This window comes from Allobosea sp. P1_A7 (assembly GCF_056406775.1).
Genome location: NZ_JBFTZN010000044.1, coordinates 12,480 through 28,904, shown reverse-complemented (window position 1 = coordinate 28,904; position 16,425 = coordinate 12,480). Strand labels below are relative to the sequence as shown.

The window sequence follows — 16,425 nt, the reverse complement described above, 5'->3', positions numbered from 1 at the left end:
CGTCCCACGCAGTGTCGTTCCGGCCATCGCCGAAGCTGCGGTCAAGGATCACTCCACGGCAAGCAACCCGCGCGCGGCGGCTGCCGCCGATTATGTCGCGATGCTGGAGGCCTCCTTCTGAGCAGCAACGCGCTCTACGCAGCCGGATCGAAAATGACACAGTCGCGGCCCGGTTTCCCTTCACTGGCGCCAATCACCTTGACCCTCCCCCGTCCGAACGTCATCGTGCGGCATCAGATTCACCCAGCCTGCACGAGGCTTGCCCCTATGCGCCGCGCCCTGCTGAAGACCACCCTCGTCGCAGCGACCTGCCTTGCTGCGACCGTCAGCGTCGAGGCCACGAGCCGCCGCTATGTCGACCCGGCGGATCGGGCCGAGGCACGCATCATTCCGATGTATGGCAACCTGCCGGCCTGCGAGGATCCCGCCGTCCTCAGCGAGATCACAAGCTGGTTCAATTCGCGAGAGGCCAAATTCTGGGGGCCGCTGCAGGCGGTCGCCTATGATCGCATCCGACCCATCGGCTTCCGACCCTGGGGCGACGATTTCATCCCGCGCCGCTTCTGCACCGGGCGGATCGCGTTGAATGACGGCTCGCTGCACCGCATCGACTACTCCGTGCGCGAGAATCTCGGCCTCTTCGGCTTGACCTGGAACGTCAACTGGTGCGTCAACGGCCTCGATCGGGGTCTTTCCTACGCGCCCAATTGCCAGATGGCCCGGCCCGGCCCCGAAAAGTAACCTCCGGCTGTGAGACTGCCGCGCGCCTGGTTGTCGATGCTGGCGCTGCTTGGCCTTATGGCTCCTAGCGCACAAGCGCAGGGGCAATACGGCCGCGGCGGCGTTCCCGGTGATTTCGACTTCTACGTTCTCGCCCTGTCATGGTCGCCGGGCTTCTGCGAACTGGACGGTGGACGCGGGCGCGCCCGCGAGCAATGCGAGAGCGGCGACAATCTCGGCTTCGTCGTGCATGGCCTCTGGCCGCAGAACGAGCGCGGCTACCCCACCGATTGCGGACCGGCCGGCCGCACGCCGTCTCGCATCGCCCTCGACCAGGCCGACGGCCTGTTCCCGTCCGAGGGGCTCGCCCGCTATGAATGGCGCAAGCACGGCACCTGTTCGGGCTCGAGCCCGAACGACTATTTTTCGGATGTCCGGCGCGCCCGCCAGAAGGTCGCGATTCCTCCGCCGCTGCAGAAGGCGGATCGCGATCAAAACTGGAGCGCGATCGATCTCGAGCGCGCCTTCGCCGCTGCCAATCCGGGCCTGCGCAGCGACATGATGTCGATCGCCTGCAAACGCGGCGTGCTGCAGGAGGTCCGGATCTGCTTCAGCAAGGACCTGCGCAATTTCCGCACCTGCCAGGAGGTCGACCGCTCCGGCTGCCGCACTCGCGACATCACCGTGAAGGCTCAACGCTGACAGAGCGCTGCGAGGCGGCTAAGACCGCTTCATGAATTATCATCACAGCTTCCACGCCGGAAATTTCGCCGACATCCTCAAGCATGTCGTGCTGATGCGCATCCTGACTCATCTCGGCGCCAAGGATACGCCCTATCGCGTCATCGACACCCATGCCGGTGCCGGCCGTTACGATCTCGGCTCAGAGGAAGCGCTGCGCACGCATGAATGGAAGGACGGCGTGGCTCGGCTCGACCAGTCGCCACTCGCCTCCAGCGTGGAGGCGTTGCTGGCTCCGTGGCGCGAAGCTGTCGCGGTCGCACGGGAAAACCATGGCGCCGGCAGCTATCCCGGCTCGCCCTGGCTCTGCCGACACGCCATGCGGGCGGAGGACCGGCTTATCGCCGCCGAACTGCATCCAACCACTTACAAGAAGCTCGCCACGACACTCGGTCGCGATTCGCGCTGCAAGGCGCTGGCGATCGACGGCTGGACGGCGCTGCGCGCCAATGTCCCGCCGAAGGAACGACGCGGACTCGTGCTGATCGACCCACCCTTCGAGGAGAAGGACGAGTTCGCGACGATGGCTGCCGAGTTCATCGCCGCGCACCGCAAATGGCCGACCGGCATCTACGCGCTCTGGTATCCGGTCAAGGAGCGCCGGGCCGCCGACGGCCTCGTGAATGCGATCGAGGATGCCGGCATCGGTCGCCTGCTCAGGCTCGAGATCGATGTCGATCGCCCCGAAGCCGCGGGAGGTCTTGGGGCCACCGGTCTGCTTGTGGTTAATCCGCCCTGGAAACTGGCAGAGGAAGCTCTCCTCCTGTTGCCGGCATTGTGCGAACGCCTCGCGCAAGGCCCGCGGCCGCGCTACCGTTGCGAGCCGATCCGCCCGGACGGCTGACATCACCAGAACTGACCGGAATATGACCGATGCTGACCTTGCGCACCTCCCCAGCCTCCCCCTTCGGCCGCAAGGTCAAAATTGCCGCCCATGAGCTCGATCTCCTGGGCCGCATCGAGATCGTCGCGGCGGATACCACCGATCCCAAGGACACGTTGCGCGCCCAGAACCCGCTCGGCAAGATTCCGGCGCTGGTGCTCGAGGACGGCTCCGCACTGTTCGATTCCCGCGTCATCGCCGAGTATCTCGACCATCTCGCCGGTGGCGGCCTGATTCCGTCAGGCGAAGCGCGCTTTGCGCAGTTGCGCCTGCAAGCGCTGGCAGACGGCATCTGTGATGCGGCCCTGCTTCAGGTCTATGAAGGCCGGTTCAGGACGCCCGAGACCCGCAATGCGGCCTGGGTCKAGAATCAGGCTGGAAAGGTCACGCGGGGGCTTGCCGCGCTCGAGGCAGCGCCGCCAGCCTGGTCCTGCAAACCCCGCATCGGTGAAATCGCACTGGCCTGCGCGCTGGGCTATCTCGATCTGCGCTTCGACGGAACGTGGCGGGCAGCTCACCCCAAGCTGGTCGCCTGGCTCGACGATTTCGCGGCGAAGGTGCCCTCCTTCGAAACCACCCGATTCAAGGGCTGACCGGCTCCGAGCTAAAGCATCGGCCCGAAAAGGGGATTGCGATTTTCGGGAAAGCCGATGCAAAGACAAAGGGTTAGATCATCGGACTGGATACGACATCCGGTCCGGTGATCTTGTCTCGCACAACAAAAAACCCGGTGGCCGAAGCCACCGGGTTCATTCTGAGCCCCGTGAGGGGATCGGACTAGAACTTGTAGTTCAGGCCAGCGCGGACGACCGAGAACTTGGTCTCGACGTTCGAGGTGAAGGTGCCGCCGGGAACGTTGAACGACTCCTTGTCGAGGTCGACATAGAGATACTCAAGCTTCGCCGTCAGGTTGTTGGTGAAGGCGTACTCAAGACCAGCACCGACGGTCCAGCCGTACTGGGTGTTGTCGTTGCTGCCAGCGAACACGCCGTTGGAGACCTTGTTCTTCACGCTGCCGTAAGCGAAACCGCCGGTGACATACGGCAGGAACCGGTCGAAGGAGTAACCGACGCGGCCACGAACGGTGCCGAACCAGTTGACCTCGGTCGAGGCGCGGAGGCTGTTAGCCAGGTTGACGGAGGTCGACTTCAGGTCAGCGCCCTGGAAATCGGCTTCAGCGCCGAGGACCCACTGGCCGATCTGATAGTTGTAGCCGATCTGGCCACCACCGGTGAAGCCATCGGGATCGCTGAAGTTGCCGAGGTTGTTGGTGAAAGCGCCCGTGGTCGAGTCGATCTGGCCCCAAGCATAGCCAGCGTTGACGCCGACGTAGAAGCCGGTCCAGGTGAACACTGGCGGCAGATAGATCGGGGCGGCAACCGGGCCCTTGCGGGACGGCAGGTCGGCAGCAGAGGCGGCGCCGGCAACGACGAGGCCGAGGGCCGCGACGCTCGTAAGCAGGTACTTCTTCATTTTAGACTCCTTTAGTCGTCGCTGGTGCCGGCGTGGCCCGGCGGTGATGTCGATGACGCCTTTATAGCCCGCGCCRGCGTCGATGTCTGTTGCGGCTAAAGCACAGGTACATTGCAGACCGCGGCAGAAATGCGGCACGAATGGGGATGACTAAGACCAATTGTTCAACACGCGTTAATTATTATTAAGCCACTGTGAATGGTAAACCGAATACTAACAACGCGTTGACCATATAGTGGAAGCAAGCAGGGAACGCGCGACATATCCTAAGGTTCCAAACAAAATGCGGCCACAATCTGTCACGGTCCTTCGCTTGCTCGTTCCGGGCTCGCGTGCTTAAGCCTTGCAGCACAATCCACGGAATGGACCAGGCCGGTGCCGCCGCTTTCTATATTCATTATTGCTCGGGATGAAGCCGACAGAATCGGCCGTACCATCGACGCCGTGCGAGAGCTGAGCGATGACATCGTCGTGATCGATTCAGGCTCGACCGATGGTACGCAGACAATCGCCGAGCAATGCGGTGCCCGCGTGATCTTCAATGCGTGGCCGGGTTACGGGCAGCAAAAGCGCTTCGGGGAAGACCAGTGCCGCTATAACTGGCTCCTCAATCTGGATGCCGACGAAGTCGTGCCCAGGGAGATGGCCGTCGAGATTGCAGCGCTCTTCGCTCATGGCGATCCGCCTGCGGATGCCTACAAGACGCGCATCGCCGAGATATTCCCTGGCGAGCGCGCGCCGCATCGTTTCACCTATGCCTTGTCGCCGGTTCGGCTCTACCGAAAGGACAAGGGACGCTACTCGCCTTCGCCGGTTCACGACCGTGTCGATCTCTCTCCAGATGCCCGCATCGGCAGGCTGAAGGGCACGGTTCATCATTACTCCGTGCGTTCTCTCGGCGAGCAGATGGCGAAATTGAATAACTACAGCGACGCACAGGCCGACGATCTCGACAAGCGCGGCGAAACCCTTTCGGTCTTCCGGCTGGTCGCCGAGTTCCCGGCCAATTTCGTCAAGGCCTATATTGGCCGGCGTCACGCCCTGCGCGGCGTCTATGGCTTCATGACCGCGATGAACTACGCCTTCTACCGCTATTTGCGCGCAGCGAAACATTGGGAACGACGCCTCAAGCGTCACTCCGATAAAGATGCACGCAATGGCTGAGGTTGCGCTCGTCACCGGTGGAGCACGCCGGATCGGACGCGCCATCGTCGAGCACCTTGCGGATGCGGGCTACGCGATTGCGATCCACTACCGCACATCGCACGTCGAGGCCGAAGCGCTCGCAGCGGACGTGCGCGGTCGGGGCGGCAAGGCAATCACCGTCGCTGCCGACCTGGCCGATCCCGCGGCGGTCGACACCATCATTCCGGCCGCCGAAGCTGCGCTTGGGCCGGTGACCCTGCTGGTCAACAGCGCCTCCAGTTTTCTGGTCGATGACATCCGCACGATCGACGTGCCGACCTGGAACCGGCAGTTCTCGACCAATCTGCGCGCGCCCTCTGTGCTCACCGGCGCGATGGCCAACCATCTCCCCGCGGATCGAGAAGGCTGCATCGTCAACATTATCGATCAGCGGGTCTGGAAGCCGACCCCGGAGTATTACTCCTATACCTTGACCAAATCGGCGCTTCTCACGGCAACGACCACGATGGCGCAGGCACTCGCGCCGCGGATTCGCGTGAACGCCGTCGGGCCAGGGCCGACCTTTCCGAATCCGCAGGACGGCGAGGCCTTGCTCGCGCGCGAGGCCGCGGGATCGCTGCTGCAAAGGAAGGTCGACCCGGCGGATATCGCCGGGGCAGTGCTCTATCTCGCCCGCGCCCGATCGGTCACGGGGCAAATGATCGCCGTCGACAACGGCCAGCATCTGGCCTGGCGAACCCCTGATATCGTGACCTGACGGCGCGCCGTCGTCTGCGAGACGATGAGCCGAAGGCGGCCTGGCCTGTCAAACCGGCACGATGAAACTCAGGCTGCGGCCTTGTTCTTGATCGCGCCGATGATGGCGGTCAGGATCGCACCGCCGGCGCCGCCAGCGATCAGGTTCGACAGGATACCGCCGACACTGAGATTGCCGCCCGCCGCCGCCGCCGTGATGGCTGGCAACACGATGGGTACCAACTGGCCAAGAACGCCGCCGCCGACCAGACCGGCGATGGTGTTTCCGAGAGTTCCGAGATCGAAGCTGGACGAGGCTTTACCCGCAGCATTGCCACCCAGCGCGCCTGCGACGAGGTTGATCAGAAGCTGTTCCATGAGACCCCCAAAGCCATGATGCATGGCTTTGGGAGGATGACTCCGCCCGTTTCTCGAAGCAACCTGAGATTGAACCGGCCGAAAGCCGGCCTATTTCGGTCGCGTCAACGTGATCGCCGAGATCAGCCGGCCGTAATCCGGCTCCTGCCGATGCGTCGTGCGGCGATAGCTGAAGAAGCGCTGCTCATCGCCGTAGGTGCACAGGCCGAGGTCGATGAAGCGGCCAATGCCGGCCTCCTGTGCCTTGAAAGCGATGAAGGCAGGCAGATCGAACATGGCGCGCGCAGGATGCTCCGAGGCGTGGAAGAAGCGCGCATAGGTCGCATTCTCCGACTTGAAGCGCTCGATGAATTCCGGCCCGACCTCATAAGCCTTGGCGCTGATCGTTGGCCCAAGCACCGCCAGGATGCGTTCGCGAYGCGCGCCGAGCTTCTCCATCGCGGTCACAGTCGCGCCGACAATCCCCGTGAATGCCCCCTTCCAGCCGGAATGGGCGGCGCCGATAACCCCCGCCTCGCTATCGGCGAAGAGGATGGGTCCACAATCAGCGGTGGAAACGCCGAGCGCCACGCCGTGAGCCGTGGTCACCATGGCATCGGCCTTCGGCTTCTCCCCGAGCCACGGGCCGGTGACGAGCGCGGCATCCGGGGAATGGACCTGGTGCACACTGACGAGATGCGTGGGCTCGATCTCGAGGTGAGCCGCCATCCGCGCCCGGTTCTCGGTAACATGCGCCTTGTCGTCGTCCGAGCCGAGGCCGCCATTGAGCGAGGCGTAGATGCCCGAGGATACACCGCCCTCGCGGGTGAAGAAGGCATGCGCAATGCCGTGTTCGGCGGAAAGATCGGGCGAAATGATGAACATGGCGGGTTCCGGCTCAGGCGTCAGTCCTGCTCTGGCATCTGATGAAGGTCAAATCCGGGCAGCAGCGGCAGTCGTGAATCCGATAATGCCAGAACCTTGAACAATTCACCCATCTCGGTCGCGCCAATAGCGGTGAGCCGTGCGAAAGCCGCCTGGATCGCCTCCGCCTGCTCCGGCCGTGCTCTGCCGCAGAGCACCTGTGCACGTTCCGCCAGCCCCAGCGCCAGCAGGAAATCGCGCTGCATCGCCGGTCCATGCGCCGCAGCGCCGGCCCGCCACGCAGCCTGCGCCATCCGTTCGAAATCGACATGAACCGTGAGGTCGGCCTCACCGGTATCGGCAAGCGGATCAACCATTCGATGCCGATGGACCGCCTGAAGCGTATCTCCGAAGCCTGAACGCTCGGAACCGTAGTCGATGAACAGCGCAGCGCCGCCTTGCTCGGCGAGATGGCAGCCCACCATCGTCACGACATCAAGCGCGGCGGTCGGCTGTTCGAAGATGCTTCCCTCCGGGGCGGCAATCCCGAGTGCAGGCTCCGGCGCATGGGCGAGCCCGAATGCCAGCTCGCTTGCGGCATTGATTCCGACCAGACGTTCGCGCCAGCCATCTCCGACGCGCACGAATTGATCGAGCGGCAGCGCGTCGAGGAACTCGTTGGCGAGGAGGATCGTCGGCCCCTCCAGCGCAGTCCCGATGCTGTCGTGCCAGACCGGCTCGGTCGCGGAGGCCAAGGTCCGAGCCTGGGCTTCCCGCAGCACGGGGCTCATCTCGATGAGATGCACGGAGACCGCCTCTCGGAAACCCGGAACGATCCGCGAGGCCCGCAGCACATCGGCCATCAACGTGCCACGGCCCGGTCCAAGCTCGACGAGGCGCAGGCTCGCAGGCTCGCCCATCATCCGCCAGACCGCACCAGCCCACAGCCCGATCAGTTCCCCGAACATCTGGCTGATCTCGGGCGCCGTCGTGAAGTCTCCCTCGGCACCGAAAGGGTCGCGGGTCATGTAGTAGCCGTGACGGGGATGGCCGAGGCAGAGCGCCATATAGCGCGAGACGCTGAGCGGGCCCTCGTCCTGGATCAGGCGGATGATCTCCGCCTTGAGCGCATTCACGCGCCAGCCCGTCTGGCGCGCAGCGCCAGATAGAGCCCGGCGAAGAAGAGCGGCACGGACAACAGCATGCCCATGGTGATGCCCCCGCTCAGCGCATCGACACTTCCGCCGAACAGGAAGCCGAGCTGCGGATCGGGCTCGCGGAAGAACTCGCAGACGATGCGCGCGACCGCATAACCCATGCCGAAGACACCCGCGACGAGGCCGGGTCGCTTGAAGCCGCCAGCCCGGACGACGAGCGCGAGCAGGATGAAGAGCAGGATCCCCTCCCCCAGCGCCTCATAGAGCTGGCTCGGATGGCGCGGCAACGGCCCGGCATTGGGAAAGACCATGGCGAAGGGCAATCCCGGTGCCGGCCGGCCCCAGAGCTCGGCATTGATGAAATTGGCGATGCGCCCGAGGAAAAGCCCGATCGGAACGACGGCGGCGGCGAGATCGAAGACGCTCAGCGCCGGGTGCCCCCGCCGGCGCGCAAACAGGAACAGCGCCGTCGCCGCCCCCAGCAACCCGCCATGGAAGGACATGCCGCCCTGCCAGATCGCGATGATATCCTGCGGCCGGGCGAGATAGCGCTCAAGGTCGTAGAACAGCACGAAGCCGATGCGGCCGCCGAGCACCACGCCGAGCGCCACCCAGAGCAGCATGTCGTCGAGCTCTTCTGCCGCGGGGTGCTTCCAGCTCCCCCATAGCGTTGGCGTCGAGACCAACCGGCGTGCATACCACCAGCCGCCGATCAGCCCCACGACATAGGCGAGGCCATACCATTTGACCGACAGCGGTCCGAGTTGCAGCGCGACCGGGTCGATCACCGGGAAAGGGATGGCGAATACGGGCATGGGCAAGGGTCCGGTGGCGGAGGTCACAGTCTCGCTCAGGCGGTTGCGCACCGCCCATCACACGTCATCCCGGGCGACCCAAGGGACGCTCGGGATGACTGCGCGAAGGAAAACCTGCCGCGACATGGCCGGCTGGAGACGAAGTGGTCAAGCAAAAAGGGCGCCGGCACGCACCCCGCCTGCCCTGCTCAGACCTTGATGATGAGCTTGCCGAAATTCTTCCCGTCGAGCAGGCCGATGAACGCCTCAGGCGCCTGGGCGRGGCCCTCCACGATGTCCTCCTTGTATTTCAAGGCGCCTCCAGCGATCCAGCCGGACGCCTCCTGTTCGAAGGCCGGGCGCTGCGCGACGAACTCACGCTGGATGAAACCACGGATCGTCAGACTCTTGGTCAGGACCTGGCGCATGACGATGGGCAGCCGGTCCGGGCCCTCGAAATCGCCCGTGCTGTTATACTGCGCAATCAGCCCGCAGACCGGAATCCGGGCAAAGCCGTTCAGCAGCGGAAACACCGCGTCCCAGACCTTGCCGCCGACATTCTCGAAATAGACGTCGATACCATCCGGGCAGGCCGCCGCCAGTTGCTCGGCGAAATCGGGAGCACGATGATCAACGACAGCATCGAATCCGAAGGTCTCGCGGATGAAGGCGCATTTCGTCTCGCCACCCGCGATCCCGACGGCGCGCGCGCCCTTGATCCGTGCGATCTGCCCCACGGCCGATCCCACAGGCCCGCTGGCGGCTGCCACGACCACCGTCTCCCCCGACTTGGGTTGGCCGATCGTCAACAGACCAGCATAGGCCGTGAACCCCGGCATTCCGAGCACGCCCAGCGCCGTCGTGATCGGCGCAGCAGTCGGGTCGATCTTGCGTAGATTGGCGCCATTGGCCACCGCGTAGGACTGCCAGCCGGAATGCGAAAGCACGATATCGCCTGGCCTGAAGTCGGGGTGGCGGCTCTCCAGAATCTCCGCAACTGTGCCGCCTTCCATCACCTGACCGATCGCCACCGGAGCGGCATAGGATTTCTCTTCGCTCATGCGCCCCCGCATATAGGGGTCGAGCGAGAGATAGACGATGCGCAGAACCACCTGACCGTCGGATGCCTCGGGAACCGCTGCGTGCTCGAGCCTGAAATCGCTGGGGCGTGGCCGGCCGACCGGGCGAGCGGCCAGAACGATCCGGAGATTGTCCAATTGGGGCATGGGGTTTTGTCCTCCCTACAGCGAGTCGTTTGGATTGGTCAGTTCATATGGGAGCAACGCTGCTCCGGCAGCACCACCTCACCCCTGCATTTTGCCACAGGGCGGAGCACGCTCCTGACATGACGAAACGCCTCGGGCATCTTACATCGGGCTCATGAATCGCCAGCGCACCGACGACCTGCCGGAAGACGAGATCGAGGACGAGGAAGACAGCCTCCCACTCCCCGACGCAACCGTCGATGCCGGCGAGACAGCCCCCTCCGAACTGAAGCACGGCATCGAGGTCATCGCCGGCTTCGCCAAGCACCTGCCGAACAAGCCCGGCGTCTATCGTATGTTCGATCGGGCCGGCGAAGTGCTCTATGTCGGCAAGGCCAAGAGCCTGAAGAACCGCGTTACGGCCTATGCGCGCGGGCTTGCCCACACCAACGCCGTTGCCCGGATGATCTCCGAGACGGCGAACATGGAATTCGTCACCACGGGGACGGAAACCGAGGCGCTGCTGCTCGAATCCAACCTGATCAAGCAGCTCAGGCCGCGCTACAACGTCCTGCTTCGCGACGACAAATCCTTTCCCTATATCCTGCTGACGGGCGACCACCCCGCCCCGCAGATCGCCAAGCATCGCGGCTCGCGCCAGCGCAAGGGCGATTATTTTGGGCCGTTCGCATCGGCCCAGGCGGTGAAGCGCACCATCGACGCACTGCAGAAGGCGTTCCTGCTGCGCTCCTGCTCCGACAGCTATTACGAGAACCGCACGCGGCCCTGCCTGCTCTTCCAGATCAAGCGCTGTGCCGCGCCTTGCACGGGTGAAATCTCGCATGCCGATTACCAGGCACTGGCTGATCAGGCGCGCGATTTCCTGTCAGGCCGCTCCTCGACCGTGAAGCGGACGCTGTCGGAGCGCATGCAAGCGGCGGCGGAGGCTCTCGAATTCGAGCAGGCTGCGCGCTACCGCGACCGGCTGGCGGCGCTCTCGGCGGTCCAGGCCGGCCAGGACATCAACACCCAGAGCGTCGAGGAGGCGGATGTCTTCGCCATCGATGAGCAGGCCGGGCATTTCTGCGTCGAGATCTTCTTCTTCCGCAACCACCAGAACTGGGGCAATCGGGCGCTTTTCCCCCGCGCCGACAAAAGCCTMACGCCCGCCGAGGTCCTGGCCTCCGTCGTCACCCAGTTCTACGACGACAAGCCGCCGCCACGCCTCGTGCTGCTCTCGCATGAGGTCGAGGAGATCGAACTGATCGGTGAAGCACTCTCGGCCCGCGCCGGCCGCAAGGTCGAGATCGCAGCGCCCAAGCGTGGCGAGAAATTCGATCTCGTCGCCCACGCCCGGAAGAACGCGCATGAGGCGCTCTCCCGCAAGCTCGCCGACAACGCCGGGCAGCTGAGTCTGCTTGCCGCGCTCGGCGAAGCCTTCGGGCTGCCAAAGCCGCCGCGCCGCGTCGAAGTCTACGACAACTCCCACATCATGGGGACGAATGCGGTCGGCGGCATGATCGTCGCCGGCCCGGACGGTTTCATGAAGAGCCATTACCGCACCTTCAACATCTCCTCCGACACCATTGCCGGCGACGATTTCGGCATGATGCGGGAGGTGCTGAAGCGGCGATTCTCACGATTGGCGAAGGAGAGCATAGCAGCGGAGGGCGGCGACGCCGTCGATCTCGCAGCGGCCGAATCTCCTGCCCCAGCCCCCGAGGCTCAGGACGAAACCGCCTTTCCCTCGCGCCCCGATCTCGTCATCGTCGATGGTGGCAAGGGCCAGTTCGAGGCCGCGCGCCTGATCATGGCCGAATGTGGTGTCACCGATATTCCGCTTGTGGCCATCGCCAAGGGCGCCGACCGCAACGCCATGCGCGAAACGTTCTTCATGGCCGGCAAGGAGCCGTTCAAGCTGCCGCCGCGCGACCCCGGCCTCTATTTCATCCAGCGCCTGCGCGACGAGGCGCATCGTTTCGCCATCGGCACGCATCGCGCCAGACGCAAGCGCGACATCACCAAGAACCCGCTCGACGAGATTGCGGGCATCGGCCCTTCACGAAAGCGGGCGCTTCTGCTGCATTTCGGCACGGTCAAGGCGATCCAGCGCGCCAAGCTCGACGACCTGATGCGCACGCCCGGCGTCAATGCCGCCACCGCCAAGGCGGTGCACGATTTCTTTCACGATGCGTAGGGCTCGTACACGCCTCGCGGGATTGCGTGTTGACGCTGTCACAAGCGCGCTGCTTTGGTGTTTCCCGTGACGATTCTTCCAGATGCCATCAGGCGGCGGGGCCCTTGGTCCCTGCCAAATTTGCTGACCTACGGCCGGATCGCAGCGATTCCGGCGCTGGTGGCGCTGCTGTTCTGGCCGCGCGACGACTGGATGCGCTGGATCGCGTTGGCGATCTATGTCGCGGCGGCCGTGACGGACTATCTCGACGGGTGGATCGCCCGGGCCTGGAGCCAGCATTCGGCGATCGGCCGGATGCTCGATCCGATCGCCGACAAGCTTCTGGTCTGTGCCCTGCTGCTGATGCTGGTCGCAGACGGCACGATCTATGGCTGGTCGCTCTGGGCGGCTATCGTCATCCTCTGCCGCGAGATCCTGGTATCGGGCTTGCGCGAGTTCCTGGCCGAGCTGCAGGTCAGCGTTCCCGTCAGCAAGGTGGCGAAATGGAAAACCACGGCGCAACTCCTGGCGCTCGGCTTCCTCGTTGCCGGCCCCGCCGGCGACAAGGTTCTGCCTTATAATACGCAGATCGGCATCGTCATGCTGTGGCTGGCGGCAATCCTGACCATCTATACCGGGTGGGATTATCTTAACTCCGGAATCCGCCATCTGGTGGATGAGGATGAGCGCGCATCATGATCGACAGCCGGGCCGAGACCCGAACCCTGAAGCTCGTCTATTTCGCCTGGGTCCGCGAGCGCATCGGCGTTGCGGAAGAAACGGTGGAGGTGCCCCACGAGGCACGGACCGTGGCTGACTTGGTGGATTGGCTGAGAGGGCGCGACGAAGGCTACGAGATGGCCTTCGAGAATGCCGCGATCGTGCGCGCCGCCATCGACCATGTCCATGTCAAGCCGGAAGCCTCCCTCACAGGCGCCCGAGAGATCGCCTTCTTCCCGCCGATGACGGGCGGCTGAGGCAAGCCGGGCCCACGCCATGACTCCGGTCGTCCGCATCCAGCGCGAGGATTTCGACCTCAACGCCGAGGTCGCGGCGCTCACCCGCGACCGGACCGATATCGGCGCCGTCGTCACCTTCGCCGGGCTTTGTCGCGATGAAGGTGGCAAACTGGCAGCGCTCGAGCTCGAGCATTATCCCGGCATGGCCGAGGCCGAGATCGGGCGCGTGGCAGCGGAGGCAGTCGAGCGCTGGCCGCTCAATGGTCTGGTCGCCATCCATCGTTACGGGCTGATCAGGCCGGGCGGGCAGATCGTGTTGGTGGTCGCCGCATCACGCCATCGCCGCGCCGCCTTCGASGCAGCCGAATTCCTGATGGACTATCTCAAGACCCGGGCTCCCTTCTGGAAGCGCGAGCACCTGAGCGACGGCACCATCGGCGGATGGGTCGAAGCCAAGGCCGACGATGATACCGCCGCAGCACGCTGGAACTGAATGAATGTCTGGCCGACCGAAGCCCCCGCTGATCTCCGCAGTCGGCATAGCCACTCTGCTCGGCCTGGGCCACGCGCAAGCCGCCGAAACCGGCACCAGGACCTTCCGTGACTGGATCGGCGCATGCGACAATCTCAAGGGCTGCACGGCCCTGTCGCTGCCAGCGGAAGCAGCGAGCGATATCGGCTTCCTGAAGCTCGAGCGCTCGGCCGGACCGGCCGGCGCAGCCTCGCTCTCCCTCCGTCTCAGAGGCGAGCAACTCAAGGCGCCGCTCACCGTACAATTGCTTCTGGATGGCGCCCCCTTTCCTGCCGCAGGCAAGAGCCTGGCCGCCCGTCGCGATGGTGAGGACAGCGCAACCCTTCTGCTGTCCGACGCCGATACCGAGGCCCTCGTCGCCGCAGCGCGAGAGGCGACCCGGCTGACGGCCAAGCTTGCCGGCAAGAGCTATGACATCTCGCTCGCGGGTTCGGTCGCCGCCATGCTCTGGATCGACGAACAACAGGGCAGGCTTGGCGGTACGAGTGCACTGATCCGCAAGGGCCCCGCCACGACCGTGCCTGCGGCGCCGGCCCTGCCTGTAATCGCCGCGCGGGCGACTGCCGGGTTTCCTGCGCCCGACGCGAAGGCGACGAAGGCCATGGTGGTTGCGCTGCGCAAGTACCTCAAGCAGCGCGACCCCGACCTTTGCGACGACGGCGGCGACGCGGACTCGGATTCCGACAGCGTCTGGTCGCTTGACGCCTCTACGAAGCTGGTTGGCCTGCTCTGCTCGCGCGGCGCCTACAATGTCACGACCGGCTTCTGGAGCGTGACCGGCACTGATGTCGCGAAGGCCAGGAAGGTCGCTTTCCCTCAGCCCGGCGCCAACAGCGACAATCTCCTGATCAATGCCAGCTTCGACCCAGCGACCGGACAGGTCGGCTTCTTCGGCAAGGCGCGCGGCGTCGGGGATTGCGGCAGTGCCGGCAACTATGCCTGGACCGGCTCGGGCTTCGTTCTGACCGCCTTGAGCGAGATGCCGGAATGCCGCGGCGTGGACCCGGAGGACTGGCCGACGCTTTATCGAAGCGACGTGAAGCTCGCCAAATAGCAAAAGGCCCGGTCTCTCGACCGGGCCTTTGTTCGATCGCTCACGCTGCCTTGGAGGCTGGCCTCACCGCAGCGGAATAATCTTCCATGATCACCTTGCCCATATTGCCGGTGATGAACTTGTAGGGCCCGATTTCGGAGACCAGCGTCACCTCGGCGGCCGAGCCGGTGATGAAGCATTCCGAGAAGCCCTCGAGTTCCTCCAGGCGGATGCGCCGCTCGACCACCTCGAAACCGCGCGCCCGGCACAGATCAATCACGGACTGGCGGGTAATGCCATTCAGGAACCTGTCGGCGGTCGGGGTGTGAACCACGCCATCCCTTATGAAGAAGATATTGGCGCCGGTGCATTCGGCGACATTGCCTTCCCAGTCGAGCATCATCGCGTCGGCATAGCCGGCCCGCTCCGCCTTGTGCTTGGAGAGCGAGCAGATCATGTAGAGTCCCGCAGCCTTGGCATGGACCGGCGCGCAGGCCGGGTCGGGACGGCGGTAATCGGCGACGTCGAGGCGCACGCCCTTCAGCTTCTGGGCCATGTCGAACATGCTCGGCCACTCCCAGACCGCGATCGCGGTATGGATGCGGTTGTTCATGCCGGACACGGCCATCATCTCCGAGCCGCGCCAGGCGACCGGGCGGAGATAGGCATCCTTGAGGCCGTTCTCCTTGAGGCAGAGATATTTGGCCGCGTCGATCTCGGCGACCGAATAGGGGATCGTGAAATCCATGATCTCGGCCGACTTGTGGAAGCGCTGAGAATGCTCGGTGCACTTGTAGATGACGCCGTCATAGGAGCGTTCACCCTCGAAGACGCAGGAGCCGTAATGCAACCCGTGGGTCAGTACGTGCACCTTGGCGTCCTTCCACGGCACGAGCTTGCCGTCGAACCAGATCACGCCGTCGCGCTGGTCGAAAGGAATGACAGACATGGGGCAACTCCTCTGCGAGTCTTCATGCGCCGAACTGGGCCACAAGGGCGTAGGGCGCGCAAGCACTGAACAATTACTGCGCTGCAGCAACCGAAAGCGACATAATCAGTCGCCCCGGATGCTTGACCGGTAATCTTCCGTCTGAGATATGTCAACATAGCTGACGTAAAATATGGAGCGCCTCGTGACTGACACGCAAGTCCGATCGACCGATGCGCCCCGGCCCGCGCCCGCCGAGGACGTACCCTACGACCTGATCGAGCTCTTCTTCTTCGCCTATCGCGATTTCGTCAGCGACCCCGATCGCATCCTGGCGGATTACGACTTCGGCCGGGCCCATCACCGCGTGCTGCATTTCGTGCAGAGGCGCCCGGGCCTGACGATCGCCGAACTGCTCGACATCCTGCAGATTACCAAGCAGAGCCTCAACCGCGTACTGAAGGAGCTTGTCGAGACCGGCTTCGTCGAGTCCCGCATGGGCACGCAGGACAAGCGCCAGCGCAACCTCTATCCGACGGAGACCGGCAAGGAGCTGGCCGTGAGGCTGGCGCGTCTCCAGGGCAAACGGATCAATGCGGCGCTCAGCGCCGTCGGCCCCGAGGCAGGCGAGCAGGTGGCGCGCTATCTCGCGGGGTTGATCGATCCCGCCGAACGCAAGAAGGTACTGGGCTTTCTCGCTGCGCCGGTGTGAGCTGCGCGGC

At 64.4% G+C, this 16,425-nt stretch carries 19 protein-coding genes; 12 read left to right on the top strand and 7 right to left on the bottom strand.

The annotated features are described in order from the left end of the window. Nucleotides 1-267: 267 nt before the first annotated feature. From AC1D34_RS10285 to AC1D34_RS10270, 4 genes are read left to right on the top strand one after another with little or no spacing between them, the layout of a single operon-like run. Nucleotides 268-741, top strand: a complete 474-nt coding sequence (locus tag AC1D34_RS10285; RefSeq protein ID WP_476824171.1) for a hypothetical protein — start codon at nucleotides 268-270, stop codon at nucleotides 739-741. A 15-nt stretch (nucleotides 742-756) separates the two neighbouring features. Then, a complete protein-coding gene (locus AC1D34_RS10280; RefSeq protein WP_476824174.1) occupies nucleotides 757-1,422 on the top strand; it encodes a ribonuclease T2 family protein in 666 nt (221 codons plus the stop codon). A gap of 31 nt (nucleotides 1,423-1,453) precedes the next feature. Further along, on the top strand, nucleotides 1,454-2,305 hold the full coding sequence (locus AC1D34_RS10275) for a 23S rRNA (adenine(2030)-N(6))-methyltransferase RlmJ (RefSeq protein ID WP_476824170.1): 852 nt from the start codon (nucleotides 1,454-1,456) through the stop codon (nucleotides 2,303-2,305). Between the two features lie 29 nt (nucleotides 2,306-2,334). Further along, nucleotides 2,335-2,937 carry a glutathione S-transferase gene (locus AC1D34_RS10270; RefSeq protein ID WP_476824169.1) on the top strand — a complete coding sequence of 201 codons (603 nt, stop codon included), beginning with the start codon at nucleotides 2,335-2,337 and terminating at the stop codon, nucleotides 2,935-2,937. A gap of 184 nt (nucleotides 2,938-3,121) precedes the next feature. Here the strand turns inward: AC1D34_RS10270 and AC1D34_RS10265 are convergent, their stop codons facing one another. Then, nucleotides 3,122-3,817, bottom strand: coding sequence for an outer membrane protein (locus AC1D34_RS10265; protein ID WP_441505204.1), 696 nt, complete (start codon nucleotides 3,815-3,817; stop codon nucleotides 3,122-3,124). Nucleotides 3,818-4,192: 375 nt separating this feature from the next. Here AC1D34_RS10265 and AC1D34_RS10260 point away from each other — a divergent pair, with 375 nt between their 5' ends. Both AC1D34_RS10260 and AC1D34_RS10255 read left to right on the top strand, forming a co-directional pair. Further along, a complete protein-coding gene (locus tag AC1D34_RS10260) occupies nucleotides 4,193-4,981 on the top strand; it encodes a glycosyltransferase family 2 protein (RefSeq protein WP_476824168.1) in 789 nt (262 codons plus the stop codon). Beyond that, nucleotides 4,974-5,720, top strand: a complete 747-nt coding sequence (locus tag AC1D34_RS10255) for an SDR family oxidoreductase (RefSeq protein ID WP_476824167.1) — start codon at nucleotides 4,974-4,976, stop codon at nucleotides 5,718-5,720. Before AC1D34_RS10260 ends, AC1D34_RS10255 begins: the two co-directional genes overlap by 8 nt. 68 nt (nucleotides 5,721-5,788) lie before the next feature. On the opposite strand, the gene AC1D34_RS10250 is transcribed toward AC1D34_RS10255, so the two are convergent. From AC1D34_RS10250 to AC1D34_RS10230, 5 genes are all read right to left on the bottom strand, one after another. Continuing rightward, nucleotides 5,789-6,076, bottom strand: a complete 288-nt coding sequence (locus AC1D34_RS10250) for a hypothetical protein (protein WP_069879647.1) — start codon at nucleotides 6,074-6,076, stop codon at nucleotides 5,789-5,791. A gap of 90 nt (nucleotides 6,077-6,166) precedes the next feature. Continuing rightward, on the bottom strand, nucleotides 6,167-6,940 hold the full coding sequence (gene pgeF / locus AC1D34_RS10245; protein ID WP_476824166.1) for a peptidoglycan editing factor PgeF: 774 nt from the start codon (nucleotides 6,938-6,940) through the stop codon (nucleotides 6,167-6,169). A 20-nt stretch (nucleotides 6,941-6,960) separates the two neighbouring features. Then, nucleotides 6,961-8,055, bottom strand: a complete 1,095-nt coding sequence (locus AC1D34_RS10240; RefSeq protein ID WP_476824165.1) for a class I SAM-dependent methyltransferase — start codon at nucleotides 8,053-8,055, stop codon at nucleotides 6,961-6,963. Next, on the bottom strand, nucleotides 8,052-8,891 hold the full coding sequence (gene lgt, locus AC1D34_RS10235) for a prolipoprotein diacylglyceryl transferase (protein ID WP_476824164.1): 840 nt from the start codon (nucleotides 8,889-8,891) through the stop codon (nucleotides 8,052-8,054). The genes AC1D34_RS10240 and lgt overlap by 4 nt, the downstream gene beginning before the upstream one ends. 188 nt (nucleotides 8,892-9,079) lie before the next feature. Continuing rightward, nucleotides 9,080-10,096 (bottom strand): NADP-dependent oxidoreductase, encoded by a 1,017-nt coding sequence (locus tag AC1D34_RS10230; RefSeq protein WP_476824163.1) that lies wholly within the window; start codon nucleotides 10,094-10,096, stop codon nucleotides 9,080-9,082. 154 nt (nucleotides 10,097-10,250) lie between these two features. Between AC1D34_RS10230 and uvrC the strand changes: the two genes are divergently transcribed. The 5 genes from uvrC to AC1D34_RS10205 all read left to right on the top strand — a co-directional run bounded on the left by uvrC (nucleotide 10,251) and on the right by AC1D34_RS10205 (nucleotide 14,796). Beyond that, complete coding sequence (uvrC, locus tag AC1D34_RS10225; protein ID WP_476824162.1) at nucleotides 10,251-12,272, top strand: excinuclease ABC subunit UvrC; 2,022 nt, start codon at nucleotides 10,251-10,253, stop codon at nucleotides 12,270-12,272. Between the two features lie 66 nt (nucleotides 12,273-12,338). Further along, nucleotides 12,339-12,950, top strand: a complete 612-nt coding sequence (pgsA, locus tag AC1D34_RS10220; protein WP_043232683.1) for a CDP-diacylglycerol--glycerol-3-phosphate 3-phosphatidyltransferase — start codon at nucleotides 12,339-12,341, stop codon at nucleotides 12,948-12,950. Nucleotides 12,951-12,976: 26 nt separating this feature from the next. Continuing rightward, a complete protein-coding gene (gene moaD, locus AC1D34_RS10215; protein WP_476824173.1) occupies nucleotides 12,977-13,228 on the top strand; it encodes a molybdopterin converting factor subunit 1 in 252 nt (83 codons plus the stop codon). A 19-nt stretch (nucleotides 13,229-13,247) separates the two neighbouring features. Beyond that, entirely contained in the window at nucleotides 13,248-13,703 is a 456-nt protein-coding gene (locus tag AC1D34_RS10210; protein WP_476824161.1) for a molybdenum cofactor biosynthesis protein MoaE, read from the top strand. Between the two features lie 4 nt (nucleotides 13,704-13,707). Next, on the top strand, nucleotides 13,708-14,796 hold the full coding sequence (locus AC1D34_RS10205; protein ID WP_476824160.1) for a DUF1176 domain-containing protein: 1,089 nt from the start codon (nucleotides 13,708-13,710) through the stop codon (nucleotides 14,794-14,796). A 40-nt stretch (nucleotides 14,797-14,836) separates the two neighbouring features. On the opposite strand, the gene AC1D34_RS10200 is transcribed toward AC1D34_RS10205, so the two are convergent. Next, nucleotides 14,837-15,724: a branched-chain amino acid aminotransferase gene (locus tag AC1D34_RS10200; protein ID WP_476824159.1), complete on the bottom strand. Its 888-nt coding sequence runs from the start codon at nucleotides 15,722-15,724 to the stop codon at nucleotides 14,837-14,839. A 172-nt stretch (nucleotides 15,725-15,896) separates the two neighbouring features. Between AC1D34_RS10200 and AC1D34_RS10195 the strand changes: the two genes are divergently transcribed. Further along, nucleotides 15,897-16,415 (top strand): MarR family winged helix-turn-helix transcriptional regulator, encoded by a 519-nt coding sequence (locus AC1D34_RS10195; protein WP_441505193.1) that lies wholly within the window; start codon nucleotides 15,897-15,899, stop codon nucleotides 16,413-16,415. The last annotated feature ends 10 nt before the right edge of the window (nucleotides 16,416-16,425 follow it).

What these genes read in the sequence shown, in the direction of transcription:
- AC1D34_RS10285 (WP_476824171.1), top strand. Translation starts at nt 268, where the DNA reads ATGCGCCGCGCCCTGCTGAAGACCACCCTCGTCGCAGCGACCTGCCTT.
- AC1D34_RS10275 (WP_476824170.1), top strand. Translation starts at nt 1,454, where the DNA reads ATGAATTATCATCACAGCTTCCACGCCGGAAATTTCGCCGACATCCTC.
- AC1D34_RS10265 (WP_441505204.1), bottom strand. Translation starts at nt 3,817, where the DNA reads ATGAAGAAGTACCTGCTTACGAGCGTCGCGGCCCTCGGCCTCGTCGTT.
- AC1D34_RS10255 (WP_476824167.1), top strand. Translation starts at nt 4,974, where the DNA reads ATGGCTGAGGTTGCGCTCGTCACCGGTGGAGCACGCCGGATCGGACGC.
- AC1D34_RS10250 (WP_069879647.1), bottom strand. Translation starts at nt 6,076, where the DNA reads ATGGAACAGCTTCTGATCAACCTCGTCGCAGGCGCGCTGGGTGGCAAT.
- lgt (WP_476824164.1), bottom strand. Translation starts at nt 8,891, where the DNA reads ATGCCCGTATTCGCCATCCCTTTCCCGGTGATCGACCCGGTCGCGCTG.
- AC1D34_RS10205 (WP_476824160.1), top strand. Translation starts at nt 13,708, where the DNA reads ATGTCTGGCCGACCGAAGCCCCCGCTGATCTCCGCAGTCGGCATAGCC.
- AC1D34_RS10200 (WP_476824159.1), bottom strand. Translation starts at nt 15,724, where the DNA reads ATGTCTGTCATTCCTTTCGACCAGCGCGACGGCGTGATCTGGTTCGAC.
- AC1D34_RS10195 (WP_441505193.1), top strand. Translation starts at nt 15,897, where the DNA reads ATGGAGCGCCTCGTGACTGACACGCAAGTCCGATCGACCGATGCGCCC.